21 protein-coding genes and 2 pseudogenes are annotated in these 20,949 nt (G+C 59.5%); 13 read left to right on the top strand and 10 right to left on the bottom strand.

The window, feature by feature from the left end; genetic code table 11:
- Positions 1–226 precede the first annotated feature (226 nt).
- Positions 227–682 carry a cyclic nucleotide-binding domain-containing protein gene (locus GGE33_RS23220; protein WP_183828573.1) on the bottom strand — a complete coding sequence of 152 codons (456 nt, stop codon included), beginning with the start codon at positions 680–682 and terminating at the stop codon, positions 227–229.
- Positions 683–1,363, bottom strand: coding sequence for a response regulator transcription factor (locus GGE33_RS23215; protein ID WP_112453880.1), 681 nt, complete (start codon positions 1,361–1,363; stop codon positions 683–685).
- Between the two features lie 136 nt (positions 1,364–1,499).
- Between GGE33_RS23215 and GGE33_RS23210 the strand changes: the two genes are divergently transcribed.
- A complete protein-coding gene (locus GGE33_RS23210) occupies positions 1,500–2,063 on the top strand; it encodes a L,D-transpeptidase family protein (RefSeq protein WP_183828570.1) in 564 nt (187 codons plus the stop codon).
- 61 nt (positions 2,064–2,124) lie between these two features.
- On the opposite strand, the gene leuC is transcribed toward GGE33_RS23210, so the two are convergent.
- A complete protein-coding gene (gene leuC / locus GGE33_RS23205) occupies positions 2,125–3,534 on the bottom strand; it encodes a 3-isopropylmalate dehydratase large subunit (protein WP_148147780.1) in 1,410 nt (469 codons plus the stop codon).
- 351 nt (positions 3,535–3,885) lie between these two features.
- Between leuC and GGE33_RS23200 the strand changes: the two genes are divergently transcribed.
- The gene (locus GGE33_RS23200) at positions 3,886–4,911 is read left to right on the top strand and encodes a sensor domain-containing diguanylate cyclase (RefSeq protein WP_148147782.1); all 1,026 of its coding nucleotides are present in this window, start codon (positions 3,886–3,888) and stop codon (positions 4,909–4,911) included.
- 119 nt (positions 4,912–5,030) lie between these two features.
- Positions 5,031–6,338: an MFS transporter gene (locus GGE33_RS23195; protein ID WP_183828567.1), complete on the top strand. Its 1,308-nt coding sequence runs from the start codon at positions 5,031–5,033 to the stop codon at positions 6,336–6,338.
- Between the two features lie 60 nt (positions 6,339–6,398).
- Here the strand turns inward: GGE33_RS23195 and rplS are convergent, their stop codons facing one another.
- Positions 6,399–6,935: a 50S ribosomal protein L19 gene (rplS, locus tag GGE33_RS23190; RefSeq protein ID WP_148147784.1), complete on the bottom strand. Its 537-nt coding sequence runs from the start codon at positions 6,933–6,935 to the stop codon at positions 6,399–6,401.
- Positions 6,936–7,199: 264 nt separating this feature from the next.
- Between rplS and GGE33_RS23185 the strand changes: the two genes are divergently transcribed.
- Positions 7,200–7,949: a sulfite exporter TauE/SafE family protein gene (locus GGE33_RS23185; protein WP_183828564.1), complete on the top strand. Its 750-nt coding sequence runs from the start codon at positions 7,200–7,202 to the stop codon at positions 7,947–7,949.
- Between the two features lie 8 nt (positions 7,950–7,957).
- Here GGE33_RS23185 and trmD read toward each other — a convergent pair whose 3' ends face one another.
- The 4 genes from trmD to GGE33_RS23165 form a co-directional block, all read right to left on the bottom strand.
- Positions 7,958–8,638 (bottom strand): tRNA (guanosine(37)-N1)-methyltransferase TrmD, encoded by a 681-nt coding sequence (trmD, locus tag GGE33_RS23180; RefSeq protein WP_183828561.1) that lies wholly within the window; start codon positions 8,636–8,638, stop codon positions 7,958–7,960.
- On the bottom strand, positions 8,635–9,246 hold the full coding sequence (gene rimM, locus GGE33_RS23175; RefSeq protein ID WP_183828558.1) for a ribosome maturation factor RimM: 612 nt from the start codon (positions 9,244–9,246) through the stop codon (positions 8,635–8,637). The genes trmD and rimM overlap by 4 nt, the downstream gene beginning before the upstream one ends.
- Positions 9,247–9,372: 126 nt before the next feature.
- Positions 9,373–9,732 (bottom strand): 30S ribosomal protein S16, encoded by a 360-nt coding sequence (gene rpsP, locus GGE33_RS23170; protein WP_148147788.1) that lies wholly within the window; start codon positions 9,730–9,732, stop codon positions 9,373–9,375.
- A gap of 80 nt (positions 9,733–9,812) precedes the next feature.
- Positions 9,813–10,130 carry a chorismate mutase gene (locus GGE33_RS23165; protein WP_183828555.1) on the bottom strand — a complete coding sequence of 106 codons (318 nt, stop codon included), beginning with the start codon at positions 10,128–10,130 and terminating at the stop codon, positions 9,813–9,815.
- Here GGE33_RS23165 and GGE33_RS28030 point away from each other — a divergent pair.
- Positions 10,037–10,474, top strand: a pseudogene (locus GGE33_RS28030) (hypothetical protein); the annotation flags it as partial. The gene GGE33_RS23165 and the pseudogene GGE33_RS28030 overlap by 94 nt on opposite strands.
- Here the strand turns inward: GGE33_RS28030 and ffh are convergent.
- Positions 10,437–11,711: pseudogene (gene ffh / locus GGE33_RS23160) on the bottom strand (signal recognition particle protein); the annotation flags it as partial. The pseudogenes GGE33_RS28030 and ffh sit on opposite strands and share 38 nt — an antisense overlap.
- A gap of 303 nt (positions 11,712–12,014) precedes the next feature.
- Between ffh and GGE33_RS23155 the strand changes: the two are divergent.
- Both GGE33_RS23155 and GGE33_RS23150 read left to right on the top strand, forming a co-directional pair.
- Entirely contained in the window at positions 12,015–13,100 is a 1,086-nt protein-coding gene (locus tag GGE33_RS23155) for an MBL fold metallo-hydrolase (RefSeq protein WP_183828547.1), read from the top strand.
- 54 nt (positions 13,101–13,154) lie between these two features.
- Complete coding sequence (locus GGE33_RS23150; RefSeq protein ID WP_183828544.1) at positions 13,155–13,742, top strand: biliverdin-producing heme oxygenase; 588 nt, start codon at positions 13,155–13,157, stop codon at positions 13,740–13,742.
- A gap of 18 nt (positions 13,743–13,760) precedes the next feature.
- Here the strand turns inward: GGE33_RS23150 and GGE33_RS23145 are convergent, their stop codons facing one another.
- Positions 13,761–14,432 (bottom strand): spermidine synthase, encoded by a 672-nt coding sequence (locus tag GGE33_RS23145; RefSeq protein WP_183828541.1) that lies wholly within the window; start codon positions 14,430–14,432, stop codon positions 13,761–13,763.
- A gap of 159 nt (positions 14,433–14,591) precedes the next feature.
- Between GGE33_RS23145 and dapF the strand changes: the two genes are divergently transcribed.
- From dapF to GGE33_RS23115, 6 genes are all read left to right on the top strand, one after another.
- On the top strand, positions 14,592–15,494 hold the full coding sequence (dapF, locus tag GGE33_RS23140) for a diaminopimelate epimerase (RefSeq protein ID WP_183828538.1): 903 nt from the start codon (positions 14,592–14,594) through the stop codon (positions 15,492–15,494).
- Positions 15,491–16,771, top strand: coding sequence for a tRNA (N(6)-L-threonylcarbamoyladenosine(37)-C(2))-methylthiotransferase MtaB (gene mtaB / locus GGE33_RS23135; protein ID WP_183828535.1), 1,281 nt, complete (start codon positions 15,491–15,493; stop codon positions 16,769–16,771). Before dapF ends, mtaB begins: the two co-directional genes overlap by 4 nt.
- A gap of 19 nt (positions 16,772–16,790) precedes the next feature.
- Complete coding sequence (gene ftsY, locus GGE33_RS23130; protein WP_183828532.1) at positions 16,791–18,365, top strand: signal recognition particle-docking protein FtsY; 1,575 nt, start codon at positions 16,791–16,793, stop codon at positions 18,363–18,365.
- A gap of 54 nt (positions 18,366–18,419) precedes the next feature.
- The gene (locus tag GGE33_RS23125) at positions 18,420–19,070 is read left to right on the top strand and encodes a septation protein A (protein WP_183828529.1); all 651 of its coding nucleotides are present in this window, start codon (positions 18,420–18,422) and stop codon (positions 19,068–19,070) included.
- Positions 19,067–19,654 (top strand): DUF2585 family protein, encoded by a 588-nt coding sequence (locus GGE33_RS23120; RefSeq protein WP_183828526.1) that lies wholly within the window; start codon positions 19,067–19,069, stop codon positions 19,652–19,654. Before GGE33_RS23125 ends, GGE33_RS23120 begins: the two co-directional genes overlap by 4 nt.
- Positions 19,655–19,766: 112 nt before the next feature.
- A complete protein-coding gene (locus GGE33_RS23115) occupies positions 19,767–20,948 on the top strand; it encodes a GGDEF domain-containing protein (RefSeq protein WP_183828523.1) in 1,182 nt (393 codons plus the stop codon).
- Position 20,949 lies beyond the last annotated feature (1 nt).

Here is a 20,949-nt window from a genome sequence, read left to right as displayed (position 1 = left end):
CAAGCCCGAGGATGACGGAGGAGGGGGGCATTGGTGCCCAAATCAAGCGCCCTGCCAGATATAAATAGGAAATGCACTGCGTAAATTTCCTGGTGTCTCGCGGTGAGCGAGCATATTTCCATTATTGAAGCCTGCTTTGGGCATATCATCGGTCCAACACTCGTTATCCTCGGGCTTGACCCGAGGATCGAAACACAAGCGCTGTGAGAGCGTAAGAGGCGGCGCTTTACCGGAACCGGTGTTCCATCGCCGCAGCCGCCTTGGCAAGCCCGGCGATATTTTCCCGGATACGGGTTTCGATCAACCGACCGACCTGCGGGTATTCTTCCAGCAGGCGCTGAAAAAGCTGGCGGCTGATTTTCATCACTTCGGCATCGGAAGCCGCAACGGCGGTGAATTTACGTTCTACCATCGTCACCAGCGCCAGTTCGGACAGAAGCGTGCCGGGACCGACCGTTTTTTGGTGGCGGATATCGCCAAAGCGGTCGGCTGCATAAAGCCCGATCTGCCCCCTGGCGACGATATAGGCTGCTTCTGCGGGAGAGCCTTCGCGAAAGAGTTCCTGCGTTTCGGCAAGCGAACGGCGTTCCGCGCCAAAGGCGATCAGACGCAGCTGATCGCCATCCAGTTCGCGGAACAGCGGAACGCTTGAAAGAAGCTTTATATCGTCGTTCAGTGCCATTTACGGGACGATCTTGTAGCCACCGTTTTCGGTCACGAGGATCTCGGCGTTGGACGGGTCGCGTTCGATCTTCTGGCGAAGACGGTAGACATGGGTTTCTAGCGTGTGTGTGGTGACGCCGGAATTGTAACCCCAGACCTCTTCCAGTAGCACATCGCGGGTAACAACCTTCTGGCCGGCGCGGTAAAGATACCGGATGATTGCCGCTTCCTTTTCCGTCAGGCGGATCTTCTTGCCGTCGTCAGTGGTCAGCAGCTTCTGGCTCGGCTTGAAGATGTAGGGGCCGACAGTGAAGGTCGCATCCTCGCTCTGCTCGTACTGGCGCAGCTGTGCGCGGATACGGGCGAGCAGGACGGCAAAGCGGAACGGCTTGACGATATAATCGTTGGCGCCGGCTTCGAGGCCGAGGATCGTGTCACTGTCGGTGTCATGGCCCGTGAGCATGATGATCGGCGCCTTGAAGCCGTTCTTGCGCAGGAGCTTGACGGCTTCGCGGCCATCCATGTCGGGAAGGCCGACATCCATGATCAGAAGGTCGACCTGCGCCGTCTTGGCCGTGTTCATGGCCTTGGTGGCATTCTCCTCCTGCAACAGCGAAAACTCGTCGTACAACGACAATTGCTCGACCAGCGTCTCGCGCAGGTCGTTGTCGTCATCTACCAGGAGTATCGTTCTTGCCATACAGCTCTTGCCTTTCGTGTCGCCCGTTTTTCGTCCGTGTTGTCGGAATCTAAGCGTATTTAGGGCTCCCCGATGTAAAGCCCAAGATGCTATGATTTCAAACAAAATGATATTCAAAGCAAAACCTCGTGAGAAAATGCCGCTTTTCCGTGTGCAAAAGTCCAAAAAGCAATCCGTCGTGACCGTCCGGACTGCGCCTCGCAACCGGCAAAGGGCGATTGTCTCGTTCAAGGGAATCACTTTGCAGGCCGCGATCGGTGGTTCCGGCACTTCCGCCTTCAAGCGGGAAGGGGATGGGGCGACGCCGATTGCGGCCATGAAGCTGATTTCCGGCTTCACCCGCGGCGAGCGGATCAGGCTGCCGCAGACGCCGCTTTCGATGCGGCGAATATCCGGAGACATGTTGTGGTGCGACGAGCCGAAGCATGCGGTCTATAACCGGCTGGTCACTCAGCGCGTGGGGGCACCGTTCAAGCCGAGCCATGAAGAAATGAAGCGGACGGACGGGCTTTATGATGTCTGTCTGGTGATGGATTGGAACATTACCTCTCGCAAGCGCTACGGCGGCTCGGCAATCTTTTTTCATCTGATCAAGCCGGGTTATCAGCCGACGGCCGGGTGCGTGGCGGTTCATCCGCGCGACATGAAGCGGCTGTTGCCGCATCTGCGAAAAGGGACGTTAGTGAAGGTTCTGGGGTAGTCCAAAACAAAATGCCCGGCACTTTGGCCGGGCATCTCAAACGTCATTCAACGAAAGCAGTTTATTTCCAGTCGCGGATATCGACGAAGTGTCCTGCCACGGCCGCCGCCGCCGCCATTGCAGGCGAGACGAGGTGGGTACGGCCCTTGTAGCCCTGGCGACCTTCGAAATTGCGGTTCGAGGTGGAGGCGCAGCGCTCGTAGGGGCTGAGACGGTCGTCGTTCATTGCAAGGCACATCGAGCAGCCCGGCTCGCGCCATTCGAAGCCGGCATCCTTGAAGATCACGTCGAGGCCTTCGGCTTCCGCCTGTTCCTTGACGATGCCGGAGCCCGGCACGATCATGGCGGAAACGCTGGAGGCCACCTTCTTGCCTTCGACCACCTTTGCGGCGGCGCGCAGGTCTTCGATGCGACCGTTGGTGCAGGAGCCGATGAAGACGCGATCGACGGTGATGTCAGTCATCTTCGTGCCCGGCTTCAGGCCCATGTAATCCAGTGCGCGCCATTTCGACGTGCGCTTGTTCTCATCCTGGATTTCGTCCGGATTCGGCACTGTGCCTTCGATGGTCGTGACGTCTTCCGGCGAAGAACCCCAGGTGACGATCGGCGGCAGGTTTGCGGCATCGAGGACGACGACCTTGTCGTAATGAGCGCCTTCTTCGGTGTAGAGCGTCTTCCAGTAGTCGAGTGCCATGTCCCAGGCCTTGCCCTTCGGGGCGCGCGGCTTGTCCTTGATGTATTCGAAAGTCGTCTCGTCCGGCGCGATCAGGCCGGCGCGAGCGCCGCCTTCGATCGTCATGTTGCAGACGGTCATGCGGCCTTCCATGGACAACGACCGGATCGCCTCGCCGGCGAATTCGATAACGTGGCCGGTCCCGCCGGCGGTACCGATCTCGCCGATGATGGCGAGGATGATATCCTTGGCGGTGACGCCTTCCGGCAGTTTGCCATCGACACGCACCAGCATGTTCTTGGCCTTCTTCTGCACCAGCGTCTGGGTGGCGAGAACATGCTCGACCTCGGATGTGCCGATGCCGTGCGCCAATGCGCCGAATGCGCCGTGGGTGGAGGTGTGGCTGTCGCCGCAGACGATGGTCATGCCCGGCAGGGTGAACCCCTGTTCCGGTCCGACGATATGGACGATGCCCTGGCGGACGTCCTTTTCGGAGTAGTATTCAACGCCGAAATCACGAGCGTTCTGGGCAAGCGCCTCGACCTGGATGCGGCTTTCCTCGTTCTTGATGCCTTCGTGGCGGTCGGCCGTGGTCGGGACGTTATGGTCGACCACGGCGAGCGTTTTTTCGGGGGCGCGGACCTTGCGGCCGGCCATGCGCAGGCCTTCGAAAGCCTGCGGCGACGTCACCTCGTGAACCAGGTGACGGTCGATGTAGAGAAGACAGGTGCCGTTTTCGTCCTGAGAGACGACGTGGTCGTCCCAGATCTTGTCGTAGAGGGTGCGAGGTGCGCTCATGGCTGCCATTCCGTTCGAGAACAGTTTTTTGAAAAGGGGGATTTGTCGCGGCAAAAGCGTGTGCCGCAGCACGGGTCGCGTTTAAGCGACCGTCAGCTAAGTCGGCTGTTGAGAGCGCCGGATACGGATGCGAAGAAGCGTGCCGGCAGACGCTTGTGGTCTTGCAGCACGATAAATTTGTTCGCGAGGCATCCGAATTTCGATCCCATGGCCGGTCTATTACCAGTTTTTTAGAGGGACGGCAATTGCTTCGATTAGGGGCGCATGGCACAAGCGACGGGCAGTTAAAGCTCTTTTTTTGTGTCCTTATTTGCATGCGGCGGCGGTGATGAGGACAACGAGGAGGTGCGTATGGCACTTACAGCCCAGCTTCCTGCCAATGAAGCTGATCGTCTGCTTTCCGTCCGGGGGCTGATTTCGGTCGATGGCAATGCGACGTCTGAACTTTCCACGCTCGTGCAACTGGCCAAGGATGTTTTCGGCACCCCTTGTGCTGCGGTCAATATCATAGACGAGGACTGGCAGCGGGTTGCCTGCCAGGTAGGTAGCATTCCGATCGGTGAATGCAGTCGAGAAGATTCCGTCTGCTCCCGCGTGGTTTATGCCAACGAAGTCGTCGTGGTGCCCGACCTCAGCCGGCACCCGGAATTCCGAAGTTTTCCCGCAATTCAAGGGGCTCCAGGTTTCCGGTTTTATGCCGGTGCTCCGGTATCGCTGGAGCCTGATCTTCCGGTCGGTTCGTTCTGCCTACTCGATGTCGAGCAGCGGGACCTTACCGATGTCGAGATTCGCAACCTGCGCCAGTTTGCCGATGTAGCAAGCGGTCTCCTGCGGCTGCAGAAGGCGAATTTCATGATGGAGTTTGCCGAGGAAAAGCTGAAGCTTGCGGCCATGACCGATCCGCTGACCGGTTTTTACAACAGGTCGGCATTGGTCTCGTTGATCGACGTGATGCTCGCCAACGCGCTTTCCTCGCAGCAGGGGTTCGGCGTGCTTTATCTCGACATGGACGGTTTCAAGCAGATCAACGACAAGCTTGGGCACCATGCGGGCGATCAGGTTCTGACCCATGCTGCCAAGCGGATCAGCGAGTGTGTGCGGGCGCAGGATGTGGTCGTGCGCATGGGCGGTGACGAGTTTGCGATCTTCGTGCCCGATCCGCCGGATGTCGCAGCGCTTTCCGAGCTTTCCGAATCCCTGCTCCAAGAGTTTCGCCGGCCTTTCGTCGTTGACGACAACATCGTCACCGCGCGTCTCAGCATCGGCGCTGCTCTCGCGCCGGAGGCGGGGTCGGAGCGGCTGGGTCTCTTAAAGGCCGTAGATGAGGCGCTTTATCAAGCCAAGGAAGCGGGCCGCGACCGGTTTGTGCTGCGGTAATCCTGCACGGGGCAACGGCTTCCTCGTCTCAAAGAGGCCTGCGGTCTCTTGCCGCATCCAGTGATGCACCTAATTTCCTCCCCACAGATCAGACACGGCTGCTGGCCGGGGAGGAAATCTTGGTCTCTGAAAGCAATACGATCTCTAAGATCACCTGGCGGCTGATGCCGCTTCTCGGGGTCCTGTATCTCATTGCCTATATCGACAGGCAGAACGTGAGTTACGCGAAGCTGCAGATGGTCGATTCACTCGGGATGAGCGAATATGCCTATGGCCTCGGCGCCTCGCTGTTCTTCATCGGCTATTTCATCTTCGAGGTGCCGGCCAATCTCTTCCTGACCCGTTTCGGGGCGCGAATCTGGTTCACCCGGATCATCGTGTCCTGGGGGCTGGTGACGATCGCGCTGGCCTTCACCCAGAACATGACGATGTTCTACATCCTTCGCTTTCTGCTCGGTGCCTGTGAGGCGGGGTTCTTTCCGGGCGTGCTCTATCTGCTGACGCTCTGGTTTCCGAAAGATTATCGCGGTCGCATGGTCGGCCTGTTCATGATCTTCAGTGCGCTCGCAAATGCGGTCGGCGCGCCGCTCGGCGGCATGCTGCTCGATCTCGATGGCACACTGGGGCTTGAGGGATGGGAATGGGTGTTTCTCGCGACCGGCATTCCCGCCGTCATCGCCGGCGCCTTCACCTTCTTCTATCTCGACGACACGCCCGAAAAGGCAGAGTTTCTGACGATTGACGAGAAGCAATGGCTGAAAGATCGGCTGGCGCAGGAAAATGCTGGAATGGACGAGGATGCGGGCCACGGCTTCAAGGCGCTGATCAATCCGCGCGTGCTGTTGATGGCCCTCTGCTTCATCGGCTTCCCGCTGGCGGCCTATGGCCTGAGCTACTGGCTGCCGACGATCGTCAAGGGTTTTGGCGTATCGAACACGACCAACGGCTTCATCAACATCATTCCCTGGCTGATCGTCGCCGTCGCGCTTTGGGTGGTTCCTTCGGCTGCCGATAAGACCGAGAAAAAGACGCCTTATATTGTGGGGCCAGCGTTTGTCGGTGCCGCGGCCCTGGCGGCTTCCGTCCTGGTGACCTCGCCCTATCTACAGTTCGCTTTCCTCTGCATTGCCGCAGCGGGCATCTTTGCCGGCCAGCCGGTGTTCTGGAGCCTGCCGTCACGCTTTCTGAAGGGAGCCGGGGCTGCGGCTGGGCTGGCTGCGATCAACTCGGTCGGCAATCTCGGCGGCTTCATCGCGCAAAATGTCGTGCCCTGGATCAATGACGCGACGGGCAGTAACATCCTGCCAATGTTCTTCCTGGCGGCATGCCTTGCTGTAGCGGGTGTGCTGGTGATCATCGTGGGCCAGATGCTCGGGCGCGAGACGAAGGACGTGCCGCCGTCGGCACATGCGGACGGTCCACGCTAGTCGCACAAACAAAAAAGGCGACCCGAAGGTCGCCTTTTTCTCATGCCGTAACCGGCAATCTTATTCTGCAGAAGCTTCTGCTGCCTTTGCTGCTTCTTCAGCAGCCTTTGCTTCAGCGGCTTCCTGTGCTGCCTTTTCGGCGGCCAGTGCCTGTGCTGCTGCAATCTTTTCAGCTTCAATGCGTGCCTTTTCCTCGGCAACTGCGGCGCGCTCGGCGTCGTTCAGCTTACGGGCGCGGGTGCCGGTGTTCTCGACGATACGAGCCGACTTGCCGCGACGATCGCGCAGGTAGTACAGCTTGGCGCGACGGACCTTACCGCGGCGAACGATTTCGACGCCTTCGACGAGCGGCGAGTAAACCGGGAATACGCGCTCAACACCTTCGCCGTAGGAGATCTTGCGAACGGTGAAGCTCTCGTTGATGCCGCCGCCTGAACGAGCGATGCAGACGCCTTCGTAAGCCTGTACGCGGGTACGGGTACCTTCCGTCACGCGAACGTTGACGCGGACCGTGTCGCCCGGGGAGAATTCAGGAAGCTTGCGCTGAGCTTCGATCTTGGCTGCCTGTTCGGCTTCCAGCTGCTGGATGATGTTCATCGGTCAAACCTTTTCAGTTCTTCTGAAACAGCCAGAGCGCCTCCCGTCCTTGGTCACCTCATCCGAGGGCCTCGCGACGTGCCTTGTGGGCTAGCGAATTCGCCATTCTTTGTTGCTGGTCGACGGGAGTTTTCCCATTTCCGCGCCGGCCAATACACCAATACGGGGCGTTTGTCATCCCGCAGTCGCAATTTTTGTCGCGGGCATCGTTGCTGCCTTGCTCAGAACGGGATATCTGGATTTCCGGGAAGAGGAAATTGCGAAATGACAATAATGATGATTCTGCTGCTGGCCGCGGCGGGGTTTCTGTCGGGTGCTGTCAACGCGATTGCGGGCGGCGGCACGTTTCTTACTTTCGGGGTGATGACGCTCGCCGGCATTCCGCCAATCTCGGCCAATGCCACGTCATCGATCGTGCAGTTTCCAGGGTATGTGACATCGACGATCGCCTATCGAGCGGAAATTCTGCATCGATGGCGGAGCATTGCCGTGCTGGGCGTCGTGTCGCTTGTGGGAGGGCTCGCCGGCGCTCTGATCCTGCTGTCGCTCGACAATCCGTCCTTCCGCGCGCTCGTGCCGTGGCTGCTTGCTGCGGCGACGGCAATTTTTGCGGCAGGACCCTTGCTCAAACCGAAGGTTTCTTCCGAGGAGCATAGCGCCAATAGTGTTTCCAGCATCGTCGGCCAGTTTTTCAACGCGATCTATGGCGGGTTCTTCGGTGCCGGGATGGGGATCATGATGCTGGCGGTGCTTGGGCTCACGACCGGTGGCACCTATCATCACCTCAATGCGATGAAGAACCTGTTTGCCATGCTGATTGCCGGCGTGGCGATCGTTGTCTTCATCAGTGGCGATGTGGTGGCATGGCCGGAGGCGCTGGTGATGATCCCGGCAGGTGCACTCGGTGGTTATTCCGGCGTCTGGCTGGCGCGTCGCGTGCCGCAGGCAGTGCTTCGCTGGTGCGTGGTCGCGGTGGGATCGGCGCTGACGGTCTATTATTTCGTAACCGGGTGATAGTGGCGTCAGTCGTCCGCAAGCAAATCCGGGCGACGTATTTGCGTCAGCTTTAGAGCCTGCTCCAGCCGCCATTTTTCGATCGCTGCGTGATTTCCTGAAGTCAGGACCGTCGGGATTTCCTGGCCTTCGAAAACCTGCGGGCGGGTGTAATGCGGGTGTTCCAGCAGGCCGTGCTCAAAACTTTCGTTGGTGCCGGAATGGGCATTGCCCATGACGCCCGGCAGGAGGCGGATGATGCTGTCGAGAACGGTCAGCGCTGCGGGTTCGCCGCCCGACAGGATGTAGTCGCCGATCGACACTTCCTCGAGGTTGCGTCCGTCGATGACGCGCTGGTCGACGCCTTCGAAGCGGCCGCAGACGATGACGACGCCTTCGCCATCGGCGAGTTCACGCACCCGGCTCTGGCTTAGCGGCTTGCCGCGCGGGCTCATCAGCAGGCGGGGGCGGGTATCGGCGGCGACAGAATCGATCGCTCTCGCCAGAATATCCGGTTTCAGCACCATGCCGGCGCCACCGCCGGCCGGCGTATCGTCTACGGTGCGGTGCTTGTCTTCAGCAAAATCGCGGATCTGTATCGTATCGAGCGACCAGTCGCCACGTTCCATCGCCTTGCCTGAAAGGGAGAAAGCGAGATGTCCGGGAAACATTTCCGGATAGAGCGTCAGGAGGGTTGCGCGAAATGTCATTCTTCGTCCTGGCCGGGAGCTTTTTTGGAGGGTCCCTGGCGGGGCTTGGGCGGACGTTTGCCGACTGCGGTTGGGTCCCTGTCGTTCGGATCCTCGATCAGGCCGGCGGCCTCAGGGTCAATCAGGATTTTGCCTGCGTCCAGATCGATCTCCAGAACCGCTGCTTCGGAAAAGGGGATGAGCGCCGGGCGTCGACCGGGGCCTTTCAGTTCAAGCAGATCGCCGGCGCCGAAATCAAATACCGCGCTGACTTTGCCATAGCTTTTGCCTTCAGCATCGACGGCTTCGAGGCCTTCGAGATCGGCATAATAGAATTCGTCCTCATCAAGCTCTTCGTCAGGAAGATTGTCGCGTTCGACGAAGAGTTCCAGCCCGTTCAGGGCTTCGGCTGCATTACGGTCGTTAATGCCGCGGAAGCGGACAACGACGACGTTTTTTGCATCGCGGATTTCGAGGATTTCGAACCGCCGCCCGTCTTCTGCATAAAGATGACCGTATTCGCCAAGGGCTGTCGGGTCCGCAGTGAAGGATTTGACCCGTACTTCGCCCCGGAGACCTTGGGCGGCGCCGATCGTGGCCATCAGGATTGGGTTTTCAAGCTTCTTCATGCCGGGTGTTCCGATTGGTCTGCGCTCATTTAGCCATGAACCGCTCGCGGTGCAACGCAAGCATGGCCAAACAGAAAACGGGCAGTGCGTTGCCGCACTGCCCGTCGAATGCAATCGTTGCAGAAATTATTCTGCAGCGGCAGCTGCGTCGGCAGCCTTCTGAGCCTTTTCAGCAGCGCGTTCCTGAGCGCGCTTGCCCGGCTTTGCCTTTTCCGGGTTGTTCTTGGCGTCGCGGGTTGCGATGCCGGCTTCAGCGAGGAAGCGCAGAACGCGGTCGGTCGGCTGTGCGCCGTTTGCGAGCCAATGCTTGATGCGGTCTTCGTTCAGTTCAACGCGCTTTTCGTTGTCCTTGGCGAGCATCGGGTTCCAGGAACCGAGCTTTTCGAGGAAGCGGCCGTCACGCGGCGAACGGGCGTCGGCAACAACAACGGTGTAGTAAGGGCGCTTCTTGGAACCACCGCGGGCGAGACGAATCTTCAGGGACATTGTTTAACTCCTTAGTTTTCTTTTGGGCCACCGTCCGGTGGTCCGGTTCTTTTCAAGGCCGCCGTCAGGCGGGCTTAAGGTTAGGCAGTCTCTTTCGCACCGCCGTGTTCGGCGGCGATTGCTTCATGATGCCGGATGACTTCCTTGATGACGAAGTTCAGGAACTTCTCGGCGAAATCCGGATCCAGATTGGCTTCCTTTGCCAGACGGCGAAGGCGTTCGATCTGGTATTCCTCGCGCGCCGGGTCTGCCGGCGGCAATTCGTACTTGGCTTTCAGGACGCCAACTTCCTTGGTGCAGCGAAAACGCTCGGCGAGCATATGCACCAGCGCCGCATCGATATTGTCGATCGACTGGCGGTAGCTCGAAAGCCGTGCCTTCACTTCAGGATCAACCATTCGCGTCCTCCCTTATTTCTTCTTGCCCGGCAGGCCGGAGAAACCGCCGAGGCCGGGGAGCTTTGCTCCGCCGAGACCGGGCAGGCCACCCATTCCACCGGGTAGGCCGCCACCAAGACCCGGCATGCCGCCCGGCTTCAGGCCTGCGGCTTCCGCCTGTTTCTGCAGGGCTTCGAGTTGCTTCGGATCCATCTTCGACAGATCGGGCATGCCCATGCCACCACCAAGACCCATCTTGGAGGCAAGGCCGCCCATCATCTGCTTCATCATGCCGCCCTTGCCCTTGCCGCCCATCATTTTCATCATGTCGGCCATCTGGCGGTGCATTTTCAGAAGCTTGTTGATTTCCGCAGCATCGGTGCCGGAGCCGGCTGCGATCCGCTTCTTGCGGGAATGTTTCAGCATGTCCGGGTTGGCGCGCTCGGCCTTGGTCATCGAGCCGATGATGGCGATCTGGCGGTCGAACATCTTGTCGTTCATGCCCGATGCGGCGAGCTTGTCCTTCATGCCGGCCATGCCGGGCATCATTCCCATGATGCCGCCCATGCCGCCGAGCGATTTCATCTGGCGCAACTGGTCGGCAAGGTCGTTCAGGTCGAACTTGCCCTTGGCCATCTTGGCGGCCATGGCGGCTGCCTTTTCGGCGTCGATATTTTCGGCGGCCTTTTCGACCAGCGAAACGATGTCGCCCATGCCGAGAATACGGTCGGCGATACGGCGGGGATGGAATTCCTCCATCTCCGTCATCTTTTCGCCGACACCGATCAGCTTGATTGGCTTGCCGGTGACGGCGCGCATGGAAAGCGCGGCACCACCACGGCCATCGCCGTCCATACGGGTCAGAACGAGGCCGGTAATGCCGACGCGTTCATCGAAATTGCGCGCAAGATTGACGGCGTCCTGACCGGTCAGGCTGTCGGCTACGAGCAGGATTTCATGCGGATTGGACTTCCGCTTGATTTCCGCCATTTCCTGCATCAGCGGTTCGTCGATATGCGTGCGGCCGGCGGTATCGAGGATGACGACGTCATGGCCGCCGAGTTTTGCCGCCTGCACGGCGCGCGCGGCGATATCGGTCGGCGACTGGCCGGCGATGACCGGCAGCGTATCCACGCCGGTCTGTACGCCAAGTTGGCGCAACTGTTCCTGGGCTGCCGGACGACGCGTATCGAGCGACGCCATAAGCACCTTTTTACGGTCGCGGTCGGTCAGGCGCTTGGCGATCTTGCCGGTCGTGGTCGTCTTACCCGAGCCTTGCAGGCCGACCATCATGATGACGACGGGTGCAGCGGCTGCCAGGCTGATGCTGACGCCCTCGGAGCCGAGCATCTCGACCAGTTCGTCATGGACGATCTTGACGACCATCTGGCCGGGTTTGATCGATTTCAGGACTTCGGCGCCGACGGCCTTTTCACGTACTCTATCCGTAAAGGCGCGCACGACTTCGAGCGCCACGTCGGCTTCCAGAAGCGCACGGCGAACCTCGCGGAGCGCTGCGGAAACATCCGCCTCGCTCAACGCGCCACGGCCGGTCAGTCCATTCAGAATGGAGCCAAGACGGTCCTGCAGGTTCTCAAACATCGTGTCTTCCTTCTTCGCTTCCAGTTGGTGTCCGGAAACGTCGGGTCTTTTGCCGGCAAAAACAAGACGCGAAAGCGCGCAAAGCCAAAAAGCACCCGAGGGCGCAACGCGCTGTCGGATGTTGACCTCCGGGCTCAGTATGTCGGCCCCGGTCGGCGGCTCCAAGTCGTGACTTGTCAGCAGATTGCCGGGCTTAAACAGGAAATGGGGCGGAGAGTCAAGGTGTGGCGGGCATTCGTAACATTTGCGTGCCGATTGTCTGTCTGCTTGAAGCGCACCATATGGCTTTTTATACAGGATCCCATGAATCGACGCACATTCTTCAAATGGTCCGGCCTTGCAGCCATCGCGGCACTTGCCGGCGGGGTTACGGCAAGGAGCGCCATGGCCGGTAATAAGTATTATTCCGGTCCCGTCTCCGATCATTTTGACGGCAAGGCCTTCTTCAATCCGGGGGGCGTGGAGCCGCGCGGCGGACTGGACCTTTTGCGCTGGAAGTTCGGCAACGGTAATATCCCGTGGCCCGAAACTTTCGTCAGCCCATTCCCGCAAACCGTGCCGGGGACGCGCATCGATGGTGACCGGGTCGTGGTGACGATGATTGGGCATGCTTCGATGCTGATCCAGGTGGCGGGGCTAAACATCCTGACCGATCCGGTCTGGTCCGAACGGACGAGCCCATTCAGATTTGCAGGTCCGAAACGCGTGAACCCGCCGGGCATCCGAATGGGTGACCTGCCACCAATCGATATCGTACTGGTCACCCACAATCACTACGACCACATGGATCTCGAAACGCTTTGGGTACTGCAGGGCCGTGACAAGCCGCATTTCATCACTCCACTCGGCAATGATGCAATCATTCGTTCCCGTGTGGCGGATGCAAGGATCACTGTGATGGACTGGGGTGGCCACGAGACGGTCGGCCCCGGCGTCACCTTCCATTGCGAGCCGTGCCACCACTGGTCGGCGCGCGGTCTGGGAGATCGTCGCCAGGCGCTCTGGGCGGCTTTCGTCTTCGATACGCCTGCCGGAAAAATCTACCATATCGGCGATACCGGTTTTCACGAGGGCCGGAATTACCGAGCTGTCGGCGAAAAGCATGGGCCGTTCCGGCTCGCCAATCTTCCTTTCGGAGCCTATGAGCCGCGCTGGTTCATGGAGGCGCAACATCAGAATCCGGAAGAGGCCGTCAAAGGCATGCAACTTTGCGGCGCGTCCTACGTTGCCGGTCATCACTGGGGCACGGTGAAACTGACCGACGAGGGAATAGAGCAGCCGGTGGAGGCGCTGCATGCGGCGCTCGACGCGCAAAAGATCGCTCGCGAGCGTTTCAGGCCGATGCGGCCAGGCGAAGTTTTCGAGGTTCCGGCTTCACGTCCTGCTTGACTTGTCGCACCTTGATTTGCTTGATGCGGAAAACATGAGTGCATGGGGAAAGTAATGCAGTTAGAGCTCGAGCGTCCGACCGAAGAAACCCGTATCCAGCGCCTGAAGGCTCTGACGACCGGGACCCATGACACGCTGGACAAGCGCATCATGCGCGCCGAGCCGTTTGCCAGCCGCGAGCGTTACGCCCTGTTTCTCGAGGTGCAGCATCATTTCCATGCCGATGTCGCGCCGCTTTTTGCGGACGAAGACCTCAATCGCCGCCTGCCCGGTCTGGCCGAGCGGAATCGTTACGAGGCTTTGCGTCAGGATATCGCCGATCTCGGCGGCACCCCGGAAGAACTCAGCGCGACGACCGGTCCGTTGACGCCGGCTCAGGCGCTCGGCTGGGTCTATGTCGCGGAAGGGTCCAATCTCGGCGCGGCATTCCTGCGCAAGGAAGCTGCAAAGATCGGCCTGTCGGACGATTTTGGCGCACGGCATCTGGCAGGGCATCCGGATGGTCGTGGCCTGCATTGGCGCAATTTTGTCGCTGCCTATAACGATTTGCCGCTTACCGAAGCGGAAGAGCTTGAGGCTGCCGAGGGCGCCAAGGCTGCCTTCCGGCGCGTGCATGCGCTGGTCGACGAAATCTTCGGATAATCTATTCTTGCGTCGCCATCAGCGGCGCGTCGCCACCCAGATGACGTGCTTGGCGCCGCGCTTGCCGTTGGCGCGGGTGTTGACGACTTCGGCCTCATAGCCTGTATCCTTCAGGCGCTTGGTAAAGCCGTAATCCGGGCCGGATGACCAGACGGAGAGCACACCGCCGGGGCGTAGAGCTTCACGGGCGGCGCGCAGGCCGCGGCCGTTATAAAGCGCATCATTGCTGTCGCGTGTCAGGCCGTCAGGACCATTGTCGACATCGAGCAGGATGGCATCGAACCTGTTCTTTGAACCGCGGATCAGCTCACCGACATCGCCCTGATGGATTTTCGTCCGCGGGTCGTCGAGGCAACCCTTGAAGACCTCGGCCATTGGTCCGCGCGCCCATTTCACCACCGCCGGTACCAGTTCGGCGACGGTGACGGTGGCATCCGGTGGGACGATCGCGAGCGCTGCACGGAGCGTGAAACCCATGCCGAGGCCGCCGATCAGGATGGATGGCTTAGAGCGGTCCTTGATCTTTTCCCAGGAGAGCGTTGCAAGCGCCTCTTCCGAACCGCTCAGCCGGCTGTTCATCAGCTCGTTGGATCCGAGCATGATGGAGAATTCCTGGCCCCGCTGTTTCAGGCGCAGTTCGCCGCCATCGTCCGGTATCTTTGCGCTGTCCAGTTGAACCCAGGGTAACATCGTGAAGCCTCGTTTTTGCGGCTCCCCTAACACGCGTTGCGGCTTTGCGCCAATCTTTAGGCATATGCGCCGCCACTGGTAATTTGCAGCACTTTCGGCCATATACGCCTTGAAGAGTGGGCCATTGCTGGTTTGACGGCCCGAAGAGTGGATATCATCATGGCAGGACAGGTCGAATTCGCGCGCATGAACGGGCTTGGCAACAAGATCCTGGTCGTCGACATGCGTGGTCGCACCGACAAGGTGACACCTGAGGCGGCGATCGCTCTTGCAGCCGATCCGGCCACCGAGTTCGACCAGATCATGGCGATCCATGATCCCAGGGCCCAAGGCACCGATGCCTGGATCGATATTCTCAACTGCGATGGCACAAAGGCGCAGGCCTGTGGCAACGGCACGCGCTGCGTGGTGCAGGCACTGGCTGCAGAGACCGGCCGCAAGACCTTCACCTTCCAGACGGTTGCCGGCATCTTGAATGCGCAGGAGCATGAGGACGGCACGATTTCCGTCGATATGGGCAAGCCGGTCTTTCAGTGGGACAAGATCCCGCTGTCGGAAGAGTTTTTCGACACCAGCCGGATCGAACTGCAGATCGGGCCGATCGATGCGCCGATCCTGCATTCGCCGTCCGCCATGTCGATGGGCAATCCGCATGCGGTCTTCTGGGTCGACAAGGACCCGATGACCTTCGATCTGGAGCGTTTCGGGCCGATGCTGGAAAACCATCCGATGTTCCCGGAAAAGGCCAATATCACGCTGGCGCAGGTCACGAGCGACAGTTCCTTGCGCACCCGCACCTGGGAGCGCGGCGCGGGCCTGACGCTTGCCTGCGGTTCGGCTGCCTGTGCCGCTGGCGTTTCTGCCGCCCGCACCGGTCGTACCGGCCGGAAGGTGACGATCGATGTCGCTTCCGCACCCAGTCGCCAGCCGCTCGTTATCGAATGGCGGGAAAACGATCATGTGGTGATGACGGGACCTGCCGAATGGGAATGGTCGGGCAAGGTCGATCCTGAAACCGGCACGTTTTCGCGCGATACGGAACTTGAGGTTAAGGCAAATTGAGCGGCGTCGAGGTCATAACCTTCGGCTGTCGGCTCAACACCTATGAATCGGAAGTGATGCGGGCTGAAGCCGAAAAGGCTGGCTTGAACAATGCCGTGCTAGTCAATACCTGCGCCGTGACAGGCGAGGCGGTGCGGCAGGCGCGGCAGGCGATCCGACGGGCGCGGAGGGAGAATCCGCATGCACGCATCATCGTCACCGGCTGTGCGGCGCAGACGGAAAAGCAAACCTTTGCCGACATGCCGGAAGTCGATGCCGTGCTCGGCAATGAGGAAAAGCTGAAAAGCACTTCCTATCGCGGCCTGCCGGATTTCGGCGTTTCGGCGGAAGAGAAACTCCGCGTCAACGACATCATGAGCGTCAAGGCGACCGCGCCGCAGATGGTCAAGCATATCGACGGGCATGTGCGTGCCTTCATCCAGGTGCAGAACGGTTGCGACCATCGCTGTACTTTCTGCATCATTCCCTATGGGCGCGGCAATTCCCGCTCGGTGCCGATGGGGGCAGTTGTCGAGCAAGCACGAAAGCTCACGGAAAGCGGATATCGTGAGATCGTGCTGACTGGCGTCGATGCGACGAGCTATGGCACGGATCTGCCGGGCAATCCGACGCTCGGTTATCTCGCCAAGACGCTTTTGAAGCAGATACCGGAAATTCTTCGCCTGCGGCTGTCGTCGATCGACAGTATCGAGGCCGACAGTCATCTCTGGGACCTGATCGCTGGCGAGCCGCGTTTCATGCCGCATCTGCATCTGTCGCTGCAGCATGGCGACGACATGATCCTGAAGCGGATGAAGCGTCGTCATTCCCGAGCCGAGGCTCTTGCCTTCGTGGAACAGGCGCGGCGGCTGCGGCCGGAAATCGCTTTTGGTGCGGATATGATCGCCGGGTTTCCAACCGAAACAGAAGAGATGTTCGAAGGGGCTGCGACCCTGGCCGAAGAGGCCGGCATCTCATTTCTGCATGTTTTTCCCTACAGTCCGCGCTCCGGCACGCCGGCGGCGCGCATGCCGCAGGTCGACCGGGTGCGGGTCAAGGAGCGCGCCGCGAGGCTTCGCGCCCGTGGCGAGGCGCTGCATCTTGCGCATCTCGACCGGATGGTCGGAACCGAGCAGACCGTCATCATTGAAAACAATGGCATGGCGCATACGGAAAACTTTTCGCTGGTTGCAGCGCCGGGACTGGTTCCCCGCGACATTCAGCGCGTTATGATTACTGGACATAACGGCAAACATCTCGACATGCGGCTTCTGGCTGCCCATGAGCAGGCGGCCTGACCGAAACGGATTGTAAGTAATGGTAAGCTTCATCAAACGCGTCTTCACCTTCGGCGACAAGCCAGCCGATCGGCCCGCTGAGCAGCCGGTCGAAAAGCCGGTTGAAGACCAGTCGCCTGTATCGGGCGTCGTTGCCGTCGAGGAATTACCTGTGACGCCGGTTGATCCGGTCGCACCGGCCGAAATCGAGACAGCCGGCGGTCCTTCGGACGATGTCGTGGGGGATGATGAAGCGGTTGCGGTTCTTGCAGGCGCGGAAGAAACATCGGATCTCGGCATCGTGCCTCTGTCGCTGCTGGAGGCGGAGGCTGCGGCGGAGACAGATGGTGGCGTTTCCGCGGAAACACCCCCCTCTGCCCTGCCGGGCATCTCCCCCACAGGGGGGGAGGTCACGGATGCGCTGCCGCCGGTTGCCTTTGATGAGGGTGCTGAAGGACAGGGTGCTGTTGCCCCAGATACTGAGCTTTCCGAAGGTCACGCTGCTGTAAATACGACGGTTGATGTGGAGCAGCTCGTAAGTCCCCAGCCGATCTCCCCCCCAGTGGGGGAGATGTCCGGCAGGACAGAGGTGGGTAATGCGTCCGCTGACTCAGCCCCAGTCCTCCCCAAGGGTTTCTCCACCTCGATATCCGAACCGGAAGTCGTGGCAGTCGTGCCGCCGCTGAAGTTGACCTGGTTCCAGCGTCTACGCGCCGGGCTTGCCCGGACGTCTTCGCAACTGACAGGGCAGATCGCCGCTCTCTTCACCAAGCGCAAGCTGGATGACGAGACGCTGGAAGACCTCGAAGACCTGTTGATCCAGGCCGATCTCGGCGTGGAGACCGCGATGCGGATCACCGGGAGTCTGTCTGCCGAGCGTTATGGCAAGGACGTGACCGGCGAGGATGTGTCGCGCATCATGTCGGCCGAAATTACCAAGGTTCTGGCGCCGGTCGCCAAGCCGCTGCAGCTCGATCTCAATCACAAGCCGCATGTCATTCTCGTGGTCGGCGTCAACGGCACCGGCAAGACGACGACGATCGGCAAGCTTGCGGCAAAGCTTTCGGGCTCGGGCCTCAAGGTCATGCTCGCTGCCGGCGATACGTTCCGTGCTGCCGCTATCGAACAGCTGAAGATCTGGGCGGATCGCACCAATTCGGAATTCATCGGTACCAAGCTTGGCGCCGATGCGGCGGGCCTTGCCTATGACGCCTATGTTAAGGCGAAGGAAAAGAAATCCGACGTGCTGATCATCGATACCGCCGGCCGGCTGCAGAACAAGGCGGAACTGATGGCGGAACTCGAAAAGATCGTGCGTGTTCTCAACAAGCTCGATCCTGAAGCGCCGCATACCGTCTTGCAGACGCTCGATGCCACGACCGGGCAGAATGCCATGAACCAGGTCGAAATCTTCCGAAATGTTGCCGGTGTCAGCGGTCTGATCATGACCAAGCTCGACGGGACCGCGCGAGGCGGCATCCTGGTCGCGATCGCGGCCAAGCATCGCCTACCGGTCTATTTTATCGGCGTCGGCGAGGGCATTGATGATCTCGAACCCTTCGAGGCGAAGGATTTTGCTGAGGCGATTGCAGGGCTTACGCCTGCGCCGCATTGATGACACAGAAAAACGATTTGGCTCCAGATAACGACAGACAATAAGTTGGGACCTATGCAGACGATCGAAAGCGATATTACGCCGACCAAGGAAGAGAAGCAGAAACCGGGCCTGAAAATGGCGCTGGAACTAGGGCCTTTGCTGGTCTTCTTCTTTGGCAATCTGCGCGGCGAATGGCTTGTCGGCAAGTTTCCAGCACTGTCTGCCATTGGCGGGCCGCTGCTGATCGCCACCGCGCTGTTCATGGTTGCGACCGTGATCTCGCTGGTCATTTCCAAAATTGTCTTCAAGCATCTGCCGGTCATGCCCTTCGTCTCGGGCGTGGTCGTCATGGTGTTCGGCGGATTATCGATCTGGCTTCAGGACGAGACCTTCATCAAGATGAAACCGACCATCGTCAACACGCTGTTCGGCGTCGTGCTGCTCGGCGGTCTGTTCTTCGGCAAATCGCTGCTCGGTTATGTCTTCAATGCAGCGTTCAATCTCGACGCGGAGGGCTGGAAGAAGCTGACCCTGCGCTGGGGGATATTCTTCCTGTTTCTCGCCGTGCTCAACGAGGTCGTCTGGCGCAATTTCTCCGACGAGGCCTGGGTGAATTTCAAGGTCTGGGGCACGATGCCGATCACCATTCTATTCACGCTGTCGCAGATGCCGCTGATCATGCGCCACACCGTGCAGGACACCGTTGCCGAAGGTGACAAGTGACGACCTTTACGCCGGAAACCGACGATGTCTCCCGGCGCTGGCTGATCGCGGCACTCGTCCTTTTTCTGCTGCAGATCACGATCCTCTATTTCATGGGTCGCGTGCCGATCTGCGAATGCGGATATGTGAAGCTGTTCGAACCGGGGGTGAATTCGCCGGGAAACTCGCAGCATCTGGCCGATTGGTACACGCCGTCGCATATCATTCACGGCTTCCTGTTTTATGCTTTTGGCTGGTTGCTCCTGCGTCGCCGGTCGATCTCCGAGCGTCTGGCGCTGGCGGTTTTCATCGAGGCCGCATGGGAGATCGCGGAAAATTCGCCGCTCATCATCGACCGGTATCGCAATGCGACGATGGCGCTTGGTTATTCGGGTGACAGCATCCTCAATTCGGCAATGGATACGGTGTTCATGACACTCGGGTTTCTGTTTGCTTCCCGCATGCCCGTCTGGCTGACCGTCACGGTCGCAATCGTTTTCGAGCTTTTCACCGGCTGGTTGATCCGTGACAACCTCACGCTCAATGTACTGATGTTGATCTGGCCGATAGATGCGGTCAGGACATGGCAGAGCGCCAGCGGCTGAACCTGTGCAGAGGTACCTTTTCGAGCCCCACTGTCGTTGAAATGTTAACGTTCTGGGCCTAGGGCTTTTTCATAACCGACAGGATGCATGAAGGCTTTCTGCGCAGGGTCAGATGGAACAGACCGATAATTTTTCCTATCTCTTGCCGTTCATTTTTCTGGTTTTCGGCAGCATTTTTCTGATCGCCGACCGATGGTCCGATGGCTCAGCTCGTTACTGGGGGCTGGGCTACATTTCGGCGGCGCTCGGCTTTGCCTTTCCTATCCTTGCCTATGCGCTGCCTTTGCCTGCACAGGCAGTGCTCTCGAACGTGTTCTTCTACGCAGCATTTTTTCTCTATGGCCATGCCATGCTTGTCAGGTTCAGGCGCCCGACATTGTTGCTGCCGCGGCTGCTTTTCACGTTGACGGCTTTTGCGGTCGTCTGCTGGTTTATCCTTGTCGAGGAAGATCTGAGATCGCAGCTTGCAATCGGCGATTCATCGTTGGCGGTGCTGCTTGGTATTGCAATCGTTTCCGTGTGGAGATTTGCCAAGTCGGCGATTGATCGTTTGCTCGTGGTTATGGCGTCGATGGTTGTGCTGGAGACCGCCATCCGGGTGACGGCTCTCCTTGTTTCCACGTCTGCTGGCAATTTTGATTCACTCGACCAGTTCCTGTCTTCCGAATATGCTTTTCTGATGCAGATGGCGGCGAGCATCGTCGGCTTCATCATGGCGCTGGCTGTTTTGGGTTCGGTCGTCTCGGATGTGGTTATGGGTCATCGTGATGCGGCGTGCCGCGATCCTCTCACCGGGTTGTTCAACCGACGCGGTTTCGAGCTGGCTTTGCCCGAAGCAAAGGGAGGTGCCTTTCCTGCAGGGGCTGTTATCGTCGGGGATATCGATTACTTCAAACAGGTCAATGATCGCTTCGGCCATGCTGCCGGCGATCATGTCATTATCGGGTTTGCGCAGATTTTGAGAGCGAACCTCAGAAGTGTTGCGATCGCGCGTTTTGGGGGCGAAGAGTTCGTAAGTTTTCTGCCTGGTATCGGCCGAATGGAAGCGGCGGATATGGTGGAAAAGGCGAGGTTCGGGTTTGCCGCCATGAGCTGGCAAGATCATGGGGTCGATGGGATGATTACAGCGAGTTTCGGCGTTTCGGCCACCGCACCCGGAGATCATTCCGTGCATGATGCCCTCGCGCGGGCGGACGCCTGTCTCTATACGGCCAAGAATTCCGGTCGCAACAGGGTTGTGACCGAAGGGCAACGGCCGCCGGAGGGACCGCCGCCGCTCAGGATCGTTTCTTAAA

This window comes from Aliirhizobium cellulosilyticum (assembly GCF_014198105.1).
In the GTDB taxonomy this organism is placed as follows: Bacteria; Pseudomonadota; Alphaproteobacteria; order Rhizobiales; family Rhizobiaceae; genus Neorhizobium; species Neorhizobium cellulosilyticum.
The sequence above is the reverse complement of the archived record's forward strand: the minus strand, read 5'-3'. Positions and strand labels throughout refer to the sequence as shown.

What these genes read in the sequence shown, in the direction of transcription:
- GGE33_RS23220 (WP_183828573.1), bottom strand. Translation starts at nt 682, where the DNA reads ATGGCACTGAACGACGATATAAAGCTTCTTTCAAGCGTTCCGCTGTTC.
- GGE33_RS23200 (WP_148147782.1), top strand. Translation starts at nt 3,886, where the DNA reads ATGGCACTTACAGCCCAGCTTCCTGCCAATGAAGCTGATCGTCTGCTT.
- GGE33_RS23125 (WP_183828529.1), top strand. Translation starts at nt 18,420, where the DNA reads ATGCAGACGATCGAAAGCGATATTACGCCGACCAAGGAAGAGAAGCAG.
- GGE33_RS23155 (WP_183828547.1), top strand. Translation starts at nt 12,015, where the DNA reads ATGAATCGACGCACATTCTTCAAATGGTCCGGCCTTGCAGCCATCGCG.
- GGE33_RS23150 (WP_183828544.1), top strand. Translation starts at nt 13,155, where the DNA reads ATGCAGTTAGAGCTCGAGCGTCCGACCGAAGAAACCCGTATCCAGCGC.
- GGE33_RS23115 (WP_183828523.1), top strand. Translation starts at nt 19,767, where the DNA reads ATGGAACAGACCGATAATTTTTCCTATCTCTTGCCGTTCATTTTTCTG.
- GGE33_RS23210 (WP_183828570.1), top strand. Translation starts at nt 1,500, where the DNA reads ATGCCGCTTTTCCGTGTGCAAAAGTCCAAAAAGCAATCCGTCGTGACC.
- leuC (WP_148147780.1), bottom strand. Translation starts at nt 3,534, where the DNA reads ATGAGCGCACCTCGCACCCTCTACGACAAGATCTGGGACGACCACGTC.
- GGE33_RS23165 (WP_183828555.1), bottom strand. Translation starts at nt 10,130, where the DNA reads ATGGTTGATCCTGAAGTGAAGGCACGGCTTTCGAGCTACCGCCAGTCG.
- trmD (WP_183828561.1), bottom strand. Translation starts at nt 8,638, where the DNA reads ATGACATTTCGCGCAACCCTCCTGACGCTCTATCCGGAAATGTTTCCC.
- GGE33_RS23185 (WP_183828564.1), top strand. Translation starts at nt 7,200, where the DNA reads ATGACAATAATGATGATTCTGCTGCTGGCCGCGGCGGGGTTTCTGTCG.
- GGE33_RS23145 (WP_183828541.1), bottom strand. Translation starts at nt 14,432, where the DNA reads ATGTTACCCTGGGTTCAACTGGACAGCGCAAAGATACCGGACGATGGC.
- GGE33_RS23215 (WP_112453880.1), bottom strand. Translation starts at nt 1,363, where the DNA reads ATGGCAAGAACGATACTCCTGGTAGATGACGACAACGACCTGCGCGAG.
- dapF (WP_183828538.1), top strand. Translation starts at nt 14,592, where the DNA reads ATGGCAGGACAGGTCGAATTCGCGCGCATGAACGGGCTTGGCAACAAG.
- rimM (WP_183828558.1), bottom strand. Translation starts at nt 9,246, where the DNA reads ATGAAGAAGCTTGAAAACCCAATCCTGATGGCCACGATCGGCGCCGCC.
- ftsY (WP_183828532.1), top strand. Translation starts at nt 16,791, where the DNA reads ATGGTAAGCTTCATCAAACGCGTCTTCACCTTCGGCGACAAGCCAGCC.
- rplS (WP_148147784.1), bottom strand. Translation starts at nt 6,935, where the DNA reads ATGAACATCATCCAGCAGCTGGAAGCCGAACAGGCAGCCAAGATCGAA.
- rpsP (WP_148147788.1), bottom strand. Translation starts at nt 9,732, where the DNA reads ATGTCCCTGAAGATTCGTCTCGCCCGCGGTGGTTCCAAGAAGCGCCCT.